Here is a 10511-nt window from a genome sequence, read left to right as displayed (position 1 = left end):
AAAAAAATATTTGGAAAGCTATTTGGCGATAAGGGATATATCTCTAAACAGTTGTTTGAAATTCTTTTCATCGATGGAATACATCTAGTCACCGGAATACGAAACAAGATGAAAAATAGCCTAATGAGTATGAATGATAAGATTATGCTTAGAAAAAGATCAGTTATAGAAACTGTGAACGACGAACTTAAAAACATCTATCAGATTGAGCATTCAAGACATCGTTCATTCATCAACTTTATCGTAAATATCTTAACTGGATTAGCAGCATACAATTTCTTCCCTAAGAAACCTTCAATCAAATATCAAACGGTAAAAACTAACCAATTGAACGCTTTTTAATTATCGAATTCAGGTTATTAGCCCAAGGTATTGTTCCATGGCAGATAAATAGAACCTACTACAATTTAGTAGAAGCTTTTAAAGTCAAGGATCACAAGAGAATTATTCAGTTAAGTGCTGATTTAGGTCATTATGTTGCTGATGCGCACGTCCCGTTACATACCACAATTAATTACAATGGTCAATACAGCAATCAAATAGGCATACACGCTCTTTGGGAAACGCGAATTCCAGAAATGTATATGTCGGGTTACGATTTATTTACAGGTCCTGCTCAATATATTTCAGATCCGGTAAATTATGCATGGAAAATAATTAGAGAAAGTAACGCATTGGTAGATTCTGTACTGTTTATTGAAAAACAATTAGCACAAACTTTTAAATCTACTGAAATCAAATCTTATATAGAACGCAATAATCAGCTTATACAAACATACGCTGACCATTATGTATTTGCTTATGACCAAGTTCTTAATGGGATGGTTCAACGTCGCTTAAAGCGTTAATATTTTCAGTCGCTTCCCTATGGTATTCGGCATGGATTGACGCTGGCCAACCCAAATTATCATCTGCACAATTACAGTTTACTATTGAACAGAATGAAATTAACTACCAGCAGAAGAAAATTCTAGGTAGAGAAGAATGGCATCATTAGTCCTCATTAATTCAACATTTCCCGTGTGATAAGTACTGAACCTTTTTTAACGATTGGTTTTTCTCCTTTCTTATATAATCGGAGGCTATAAAAGTATGTACCATCTCGAACGGTAGAACTCACGTCCCAATTATTTTGATAATTCGGATTTTCATATATCATGTTCTTGAAACGATCGAAAATTTGAATTTCTACTTCTTCAAATTGATACAATCCAATTATTTTGAATGTATCATTTAATCCATCTCCATTAGGTGTGATTACATTAGGAATAAGAATACCAGAAATTTCAATTTTGACTGTGGCAGGTTCAGACCAGTTTCCGTTCATATCCATTATTCGATAGCTAAACTCATCGATACCTGAAAAAGTCTTATTGGATTCATAACTAAACTCTCCATTACCTAAGTAAGTAAGCATACCATTGAGTGGTTGATTTACGATTGATATACTTTCTAAATCCAATTGTGAAAATTCGACATAATCATTTCTAGAAGGAAACAATTTAATTCCTGTATTATAATGCTGCACAAAATAATCATCTACAGCAATAGGTTTAGTTTTTAAAATCACAATATCTACGCGAACTACTTGACTACTTAGCCTGCTATTATCATGAATACGATAAGTAAAAAAATCTTCTCCGCTCTGAAAATTATTATGCTGTCTATACACCACCTTCAAACCATTTACATCTAATCGTCCTAGCAAAGGCGTTTCAATAATTTCTATCCTGCCTTTATCCCACTTGCTACTTCCTTCTCTATCATTACCAAGAATTGGAATTTCAAGTATTTGGCTTTGATATATTTCAATATAATCTGGAATTGCTACAGGAGGCTTCGCAACTTGGGTTATGGTTTTATCATCATCGTCGAAAGTATTACCAGAAACTTCTATCAAAACATTGCTATACTTCACATCCCTTCCTCTGATAATTGCTGAATTCTCCACATAACCTCGCTGAATATCTTGCATACTAACCAAATATTCAAATTGAGAATTAATTACTTGATTTTTTATTTGACCAGAATTAATAGCTCGAGGTATACGAAACAACAAGCTGTCTATCAATTCAATGTCCGATACAGCAACATCTCCCTCGTGGAGTATTTCAAATTTATAATTTACAATATCACCCAATGTGAATTGTCCATTTTCACCCGTACCTATATTTGATACTGTCTTTTTAAGTTGGAACTTAGGCCGCTTATCTATGTCAATACGAGTAATATCATTATTATCAAACGAAGTTCCTGATATATCTTTCACATCAAAATTTCTTGGGTTTTTACCAATTATTAGTGCCCTATTATTTACTAAACCTCTATTCACATCATTATGATTGATAGTATAGGGTAAAGTAACTTGATGTTCTTGATTTTTGGAAAGTGTAATATCACGTACAAAAACGGTATCTCTGCTTATTAATGTATCTATGATAAATAGGTTTTTTACATTTACTTCTCCAATATTACGTATCGTAAAAGTGTATTCTATAATTTCTCCTTCTTCTTGAAAACCAGATTTATTTTGATCAATATGTTTAGCTGTCTTTTTAACTGCGATTTGGCCTCTTTCATTTAAAGGCTCTAATAAGAACACATCGCGATTAACCTTAATATTGTTACAGCCACTTGGCGAGCATTCCTCTCGCGCTGACTTCGGTTCTAATGCAGCAATGTCATTTGAAGTAGCATCAGGATCAGTATATCCTTTTGGACGCATTATTCCGGCTTCAGCCGTGACGACACCATATGTGGCATCAGGTACATTAGAAGCAAATGCACGTACAGTAAAAACTGCCTCACACCCATTCCTTATATCCAAATCCACATCAAATACATTTCTATTGATACGTCGATTTTTAGATGCGGCACAATCACTTCCATTAAAATCAACCATCTCAATAGTAAATCCTTCAGGTAGTAAGTATTCGAACTTACCCTTTATCACATCTGATGGACCATTATTTTTTATATGTATAGTGTAAGTAACTTTTTCATTTAACTCAATAGTATCTTTGTCAGCAGTAACTGAAACCACTTCAAGATCAGCAATTTCGACTATTATATTTTTTTCCTCAGATTCTTCTACTTGTACGGCATATGACCATGTATCCATTGCCATGTTATTTCCAAAACTATTGGAACCTGTGAATAAATTATTATTTACATTTCCACCAGTAGTCAAATTATAAGTACCCCATCGATGTCCATTAATATCACTTGGTATACCATCCAAATTCACGATTGGATTAGCGTGTTCTGCTTGAATATTACCTCGAGGAATCTCACTATCATCCCAATAAATGATAGCTGGCTCTAAACTGCCATTCTCTCTATTGACGCGTTGTAATAATATCCCATTGGGATTGGTTTCCATATCAAAATAAGGGAAATGGACCTCCCCTTCAATTGATGAGATTCCTATTTGTATAGAATAATTGCCTTGCGGAATTAAATTGCCATTTCCATCTAGTCCAGGCCATACAAAGCTGTTAACCCCCAATTGACCTTGAACAATCGTTTCCCACTGCTTGAAACCTACTTCGGCGCTCTTAACAATAACCTTATATCGACCTGCATAATTCGTTTCGAATGAAATAATTGTGCCTTTTGCATTAATATTTTTTTCAGTTCCTTCAGAACTTCCAATCTGAATGTTATTTACTTTAGGAATCTGAACTTCATTCAAAAGCCAAGTTGATCCGTCACTACTATGGCTATTTTGGGGTAGGTCTAAATTTGGTAAGTTATAAAATATTTTGTGCGTCACAAATTCATTCGCTACATCTTCTGAGTTAGGGTTGTGGATCCTAGCATTATATCCCCTATCAGAACTTTTATAACTAGGTGTATTATTTTCAGTTAAAAAACCAGAATTATTCACAAAATATGTGAATTTCAAACCTATACTACCGTTTCCATCCACTTTATAATAATAACCATCCTTAGTCAATACATAATTTACGCCAAAGTATGAACGATTCACATCCGCCATATTTCCTCCATTCATATGCAGATTTAATACATTGACATAAACTCTTCCACTTACCCATTCAGTGTCTTCTCGATTGCGTACAGATACATCCCAAGCCGCTATTAAATTTTGGTTTATCGGTTGTGTCCAATCTTCATCAGCGAATACATTAGGTATTGCATTATTATTAGCATAAGTATCTGGAGTCATGAATTCGATGATATATATTCCTTCTTCATCTGCTGCAACTTCATATGGTTGATAACCAACTCTTGGTCCAGCTAGTTCTGCCTGTCTGTTACTCATTCCCGAAGTCCCAAAAATACGACCAATGGCGTCGCTGCCTGATGAAAAAATTTGGCCTGAAGGACTTATTACACGTATTGTTCCTCCTCTTATTCCCTGTGCACTAGATGCCACAGACAAAGTTTCTTCTTTTTTCAAATAGGCAAAATGTCTTGCATTATTATAAAATGGATGAGTTAACGCTCCACCACTGTAGGTCATACTCTCCATATAAGCACGTCCTCCTCTTACACCTTTCGGATATAAATCTTTAGAACCGTCAGAATATGCATAGTTAATTTGAAGAAAAAATAAAAGTATAGCTAATACCCTAAAGATATATTTCATAATTTTTAATAGGCCGTATCAAATCAAATATAGCATTTTGACAATTAAATAACCAACAGCATAGTGCATTACTTTCCTAATAATACTACATAATATTTTTTTAACGTACCTTTGCACTTTAATAATTAAAGAATGTCGCATCAAGTACCAGAAGACGGATCATTACTACCTCTAATGGAGGATTTTTACACAATACAAGGCGAGGGTTATCATACAGGTAAAGCCGCATATTTTATTCGACTTGGAGGATGTGACATAGGCTGTCATTGGTGCGATGTAAAAGAAAGTTGGGATGCCGCACTACACCCATTGACTAGCGTAGAAACAATTATTAATAATGCAAAATTACAACCTGCCAAGACTGTTGTTATAACTGGTGGAGAACCACTTATTTACAATTTAGATTTGCTAACATCTCGTCTTAAGAAAGAAGGTATTCAAACTTTCATAGAGACTTCTGGTGCATACCCTTTGAGTGGTATTTGGGACTGGATTTGTTTATCTCCTAAAAAATTCAAAGGTCCTCGACCTGAAGTATTGGCAGCTGCTGGAGAATTGAAGGTTATTATATTTAATAAATCAGACTTTCAATGGGCTGAAGAACATGCTGCATCAGTTGGAGAAAATTGTAAACTTTACTTACAACCTGAATGGTCTAAAGCCGCTGAAGTAACGCCTCTAATTATTGATTACGTAAAAGATAATCCTAAATGGAATATCTCCTTACAAACCCACAAATACTTAAATATTCCTTAAAATATATGGTATATAAAAAAGCTCGAATGAAATTTCATTCGAGCTTTTTGATTAAAAGATTTATAGATTTTATTTTTTATAATATTTCATTGCTTCTGGCACCAATGCTTGAATTTGTGCAATACGTCTTGCATCACTAGGGTGAGTACTTAACCATTCTGGCGGAGTATTACCAGATTTTGCAGCCGCCATTCTTTCCCAAAATTTCACAGCATCATTCGGATCATATCCAGCCATAGCCATGATAATAAGTCCAGCTTTATCTGCTGCTAATTCATCATTTCTTGAAAATTTCAACATTCCTAGTGGAGCACCGATTCCGTAAACTTGATTTACTATTGCTACTCCTCTATTATTAGACATCTGAGAAGCTGCTCCAAGAACTTGCGCACCTAGTTGTAAAGCCATTTGGTTTGACACTTGTGCTACTGAGTGTTCTTCCAAAGCGTGAGCAATCTCGTGCCCCATAATCGTAGCTAACCCACCTTCTGTTCCAGATATAGGAAGAATACCAGTAAAAACGGCTACTTTTCCGCCTGGCATACACCAAGCATTTACATCATCATTTTGAATAAGATTAAATTCCCAATTAAAATTGTATTTATCAGCAATACCTTTTTGTTGAAGATATCTTTGTGTAGCTGCCGCGATATTATTACCTACTCGTTTTACGGCAGTAGCTTGTGCTGTACCTGTTACAACTTTCGTATTTCTATCACTCAAAAATTCTTTGTAAGCAAGTGTTGCTTGCTGATTAATAGTTTCACTGTCTACTAATTTCAAATATTTTCTACCAGTAACAGCAGATGTAGCGCACGCGACTAATGTTGCTCCCAACAACACAAATGTTGCATATGTAAATATCCTTTTCATATTATTTTATTGTTAATATAACCTCTTTACTTAGTTAATACAATAATGATTCCTAAAAGTTTAATTAAAGAAAATTATTTTGTAGATTTTTTAAATAAGTAAATCTTAGATTCCTTGCCTTTGAGTAGTCGTTCAATATTTTTTTGGTGAGTGATTAGTATTAGTATACAAATAGCAATAGCATACAACATTACCGATGGAACTGTTGTCTTAATAATTAAAGCCAAACTAATGGGAAATGTAAACCCTGCAAGAATGGAACTTAAAGATACGTAATGACTTATAATCAAGCACAACAAAAATACAGTGACGCAACATAGCGCAGCCAAAGGTTGTATTGCGATCACCATTCCAAAAAGTGTAGCCACACCCTTTCCTCCTCTGAAACCAGCAAATACAGGAAATAAATGTCCCAAAACTGCTATTACACCTAATGCCAATTGAAAGTTAACAAAGTGAATAGAATCACTAGTCCCAACAATTTCTGAATCCAATAAATAGGGCAAATTAGTCGCCGTCCATCCCTTGAATATATCAACGAGCATAACAATAATACCAGCCTTTTTGCCTAATACTCGAAAGGTATTAGTTGCTCCTGCATTACCACTACCATACTCCCGCACATCTACCCCATAAAATGCTTGTCCAAACCATACAGCTGTAGGGATAGAACCAAACAAATAGGCTAGTACTACTACACCAAATAGATATAATGAAATCATTAAATTTTCTAAATCCTAAACAAAAATACTAAATAAGCTTAGCTTTTAAACTCAAATCCAAACTTTTCACAGAGTGAGTTAGTGCCCCCACAGAGACAAAATCAACCCCAGTAAGCGCGTAAGAACGAATTGATTGCAAATCAATTCCTCCAGAAGCTTCGGTAACTAATTTCCCATCAACTAATTGAACTGCTTTTTTGACATCCTCAGGCGTAAAATTATCGAACATCACCCTATCAACATTTACACAGCCCAAAAGTTCATTCAACTCCTCAAAATTGCGAACCTCTACCTCGATGGGTATATTAATATTATTCTCTTTCTTATAATTCAAAGCATTATTTACTGCTTTCGAAATTGACCCCGCATAATCAACATGATTATCTTTAATCAATATCATGTCATATAGCCCAAAACGATGATTCACTCCACCACCTAATACCACAGCTCGTTTTTCTAAAAATCGCAATAACGGTGTTGTTTTACGAGTATCCAGTACCTTTGCATGTGTTCCTTCTAACTCTTTTACATACGCCGCTGTACGTGTTGAAATACCAGACATACGTTGCATCACATTCAATACCAACCGCTCTGCCTTAAGAATAGAATGAATCCTACCACGAACATATAATACGATATCTCCATATTGTACATGAGACCCATCTTCTATAAGTACTTGAATTTCTAAATTTTCATCAATTTGCTTAAAAATCTCAACCCCTACTTCCACTCCAGACACTATTCCATCATCTTTAACTAACAACTTCGCCTCTCCTAGCTTATCTTCTGGTAATGAAGCTAATGTAGTATGATCTCCATCCTGAACATCTTCATGTATTGCCTGATCTACAAATGATTTTAAGAGATTTTTATATGCTAAATCCATGTCCTTTTCTAATAATCAATAAAAATATTAAGCGAAGATGAACAAAATATATTTTTCTTGAAAATATATTTCTATTCAATCCTCAATTCTGAAATATATTCTGAATTCTTCAATTTTACAATCTTTACAAATACTCTAACAGATTTATTCTGCGTTTTGACATCGTAAATTAAATAATTACCATGTGAATTATTCGCTAAAGAAGACTTCTTAATGTCTTGTAATTTATTTTCTTTGAAATAATGATCAAGAATCAATTCTGACTGATATTTAGTCGCTATTTGATCATTTTTATGAATAGAAATTTTGATCGATGAGGTGAAGAATTTACTTAATTCTTTAGCATCTCCCTTTTCCAGAGCCGTTAATACAGACTTATCAATCTCTCCTGAATCAGAAACATTAAATAATGAAAACACTAAAAAAATTATATTTAGAGTAATTGACATCAATATGAAATTATGTGCGAATATATCAATCCACTAGTTTTCATCCAATATAATTTGTACAAAATAGCATATTTCCAAATTATGATAAATTCATTTCAGAATTTAATAAGTTAAGCTAAGGATTTTTTATATTTGTGTGTGGACAACTTAAATCAAAAGAAAGTAGCCTTAATCATCCTGGATGGATTGGGTTATGGCAAAAATGATAATTCAAATGCTGTATTAGCAGCTAAGATTCCTTATCTAAATTCATTGTTAGAAAAATATCCAAATTCCAAACTCGAGGCTTCTGGTGAAGCCGTTGGTCTTCCAGATGGTCAAATGGGTAACTCAGAAGTGGGTCACATGAATTTGGGCGCAGGCAGAGTCGTATATCAAGAACTAGGACGTATTAATAAAGCAGCTAAAGATGGAATATTTGAAAGTCATCAAGTTATTCAAGATGCTTTTGACTATGCAAAACAAAATAAAAAAAATGTACATTTTATAGGATTATTATCCGATGGAGGAGTACATTCGCATATTTCTCACCTTAAAGCATTATGTGATGCCGCTAAAGTAGCTGGTTTTAGGAATGATCAAGTATTCATCCATGCTTTTCTTGATGGTCGTGATACAGATCCAAACGGTGGATTGGAATATGTAAAGGATTTAGAAAACCATTTGACTACATCCGTCGGAACTATAGCTTCTGCTATTGGACGTTATTATGCAATGGATAGAGATAACCGTTGGGAACGTGTGAAAGAAGCTTATGATCTTCTGACAAAAGGTGTAGGCCAGCATTCATCTAATTTGCAAGAATCTATCAAAGAATCTTACAAAGCTGGTATTACGGACGAATTTTTGAGACCAATTTTCATTGCTAATCACGATGGATCTCCAAAAGCGGTTATAAAGGATGGCGATGTAGTATTTTGTTTCAACTTCAGAACTGACCGTGGGCGAGAGATCACAATTGCTTTGACGCAACAAGAATTTCCGGAATACAATATGAAGCCATTGAATCTTCATTATGTTACAATGACTTCTTACGATGATACTTTCAAAGGTGTTAAAGTTGTATTCCAAAAAGATAATTTAACAAATACTTTAGGTGAAGCATTGCAATTACAAGGTAAAACTCAAGTTAGGATAGCTGAAACTGAAAAGTATCCACATGTAACTTTCTTCTTTTCAGGAGGTCGCGAGGATGAATTTAATGGCGAAAGTAGGCTCTTAATTCCTTCACCAAAAGTAGCTACATACGACTTACAGCCAGAAATGAGTGCATTTGGTATCGCGGATGCAATATGTAATGATATCGTAAGCAACAGACCAGACTTTATCTGTTTGAATTTTGCTAATCCTGATATGGTTGGTCATACTGGAGTTTTCGAAGCTGTTGTCAAAGCAGTAGAAACAGTAGACGTGTGTCTGAAAAAAGTTGTGGAGACGGGCTTAGAATTTGGTTACTCCTTTATCATTCTAGCAGATCATGGTAACTCGGAGTTCATGTTGAATGAAGATGGATCACCAAACACAGCACACACCACTAACCTTGTACCTTGTATCTTGATTGATAAAGATTATAAGGCTATCGCTGATGGAAAATTAGGGGACGTTGCGCCTACAGTATTGCGATTAATGAATCTTGACATTCCATTAGAAATGACTGGAAATGTACTAGTTGATTAGATTTTTTTCATGAGAATTATAATGACATATTTCTGTATTGCAGCTACATTATCTTATAGCTGCAATATGACTATGTCTCCTGCTCAAGAGAATAACGAGTTTAATATGCCTGAATTTTTCCAAAAAGAAGCTGATAGACTCCAAAACTTGAATCCTACAGTATCTAAAATAGTATCGAACGAAAAATCTAAGGAAAGTAAAGATTTAAAAATCAAAAATTGGAACAAAGAATTAGCACAATTTACTATAGTTGATATAAACAAATCTGGAAATAGTGATTTCAAAAGAGTCCAAAAAGGAGATACAATAATTTATAGCAGCGCATATAAAAATCCCGTAACAGTGAAGATAGTTCTTAATGATGGTTCTCCTTCTGAAATTAGCATATATAAAAAATCTCAGAATTTACTTTTTACAAATGAAGAGTTTTTACACTATTCTACGGGATTGTCTTATACTATTGATAAACGCCAACAAGTCAAAGGCATGGGCAAGAATAGATATTTAATACAAGGAAAAATTCATCAATAATTTAA

Annotated in this window: 10 protein-coding genes; 5 read left to right on the top strand and 5 right to left on the bottom strand. The window is 34.2% G+C overall.

The window, feature by feature from the left end; translation table 11 throughout:
- Window positions 1-342 (top strand): transposase (locus GOQ17_RS14970; protein WP_159638727.1); only part of this gene is annotated, 342 nt, incomplete at its 5' end.
- Window positions 343-584: 242 nt separating this feature from the next.
- Window positions 585-848: a phospholipase C/P1 nuclease family protein gene (locus GOQ17_RS14965; protein WP_159638725.1), complete on the top strand. Its 264-nt coding sequence runs from the start codon at window positions 585-587 to the stop codon at window positions 846-848.
- Between the two features lie 155 nt (window positions 849-1003).
- Here the strand turns inward: GOQ17_RS14965 and GOQ17_RS14960 are convergent, their stop codons facing one another.
- Window positions 1004-4612 carry a CLIPPER-2 domain-containing protein gene (locus tag GOQ17_RS14960; protein WP_159638723.1) on the bottom strand — a complete coding sequence of 1203 codons (3609 nt, stop codon included), beginning with the start codon at window positions 4610-4612 and terminating at the stop codon, window positions 1004-1006.
- Between the two features lie 132 nt (window positions 4613-4744).
- Between GOQ17_RS14960 and GOQ17_RS14955 the strand changes: the two genes are divergently transcribed.
- Window positions 4745-5368, top strand: a complete 624-nt coding sequence (locus GOQ17_RS14955; protein ID WP_159638721.1) for a 7-carboxy-7-deazaguanine synthase QueE — start codon at window positions 4745-4747, stop codon at window positions 5366-5368.
- 69 nt (window positions 5369-5437) lie between these two features.
- On the opposite strand, the gene GOQ17_RS14950 is transcribed toward GOQ17_RS14955, so the two are convergent.
- The 4 genes from GOQ17_RS14950 to GOQ17_RS14935 all read right to left on the bottom strand — a co-directional run bounded on the left by GOQ17_RS14950 (window position 5438) and on the right by GOQ17_RS14935 (window position 8268).
- Window positions 5438-6241: a M48 family metallopeptidase gene (locus tag GOQ17_RS14950; protein ID WP_159638719.1), complete on the bottom strand. Its 804-nt coding sequence runs from the start codon at window positions 6239-6241 to the stop codon at window positions 5438-5440.
- 74 nt (window positions 6242-6315) lie between these two features.
- The gene (gene plsY, locus GOQ17_RS14945) at window positions 6316-6963 is read right to left on the bottom strand and encodes a glycerol-3-phosphate 1-O-acyltransferase PlsY (RefSeq protein ID WP_159638717.1); all 648 of its coding nucleotides are present in this window, start codon (window positions 6961-6963) and stop codon (window positions 6316-6318) included.
- 28 nt (window positions 6964-6991) lie between these two features.
- Window positions 6992-7849: a carboxylating nicotinate-nucleotide diphosphorylase gene (nadC, locus tag GOQ17_RS14940; protein WP_159638715.1), complete on the bottom strand. Its 858-nt coding sequence runs from the start codon at window positions 7847-7849 to the stop codon at window positions 6992-6994.
- Window positions 7850-7920: 71 nt separating this feature from the next.
- Window positions 7921-8268, bottom strand: coding sequence for a DUF4783 domain-containing protein (locus tag GOQ17_RS14935; protein ID WP_159638713.1), 348 nt, complete (start codon window positions 8266-8268; stop codon window positions 7921-7923).
- Window positions 8269-8436: 168 nt separating this feature from the next.
- On the opposite strand from GOQ17_RS14935, the gene gpmI reads away from it, so the two are divergent.
- Together gpmI and GOQ17_RS14925 are read left to right on the top strand one after the other, a co-directional pair.
- Window positions 8437-9975 (top strand): 2,3-bisphosphoglycerate-independent phosphoglycerate mutase, encoded by a 1539-nt coding sequence (gene gpmI, locus GOQ17_RS14930; protein ID WP_159638711.1) that lies wholly within the window; start codon window positions 8437-8439, stop codon window positions 9973-9975.
- A 9-nt stretch (window positions 9976-9984) separates the two neighbouring features.
- On the top strand, window positions 9985-10506 hold the full coding sequence (locus tag GOQ17_RS14925) for a hypothetical protein (RefSeq protein WP_159638709.1): 522 nt from the start codon (window positions 9985-9987) through the stop codon (window positions 10504-10506).
- Window positions 10507-10511: the final 5 nt, after the last annotated feature.

This window comes from Sphingobacterium composti (assembly GCF_009829075.1).
In the GTDB taxonomy this organism is placed as follows: Bacteria; Bacteroidota; Bacteroidia; order Sphingobacteriales; family Sphingobacteriaceae; genus Sphingobacterium; species Sphingobacterium composti.
Note: the sequence above shows the minus strand (reverse complement) of the source record. Positions and strands in the feature narration are given on the sequence as shown.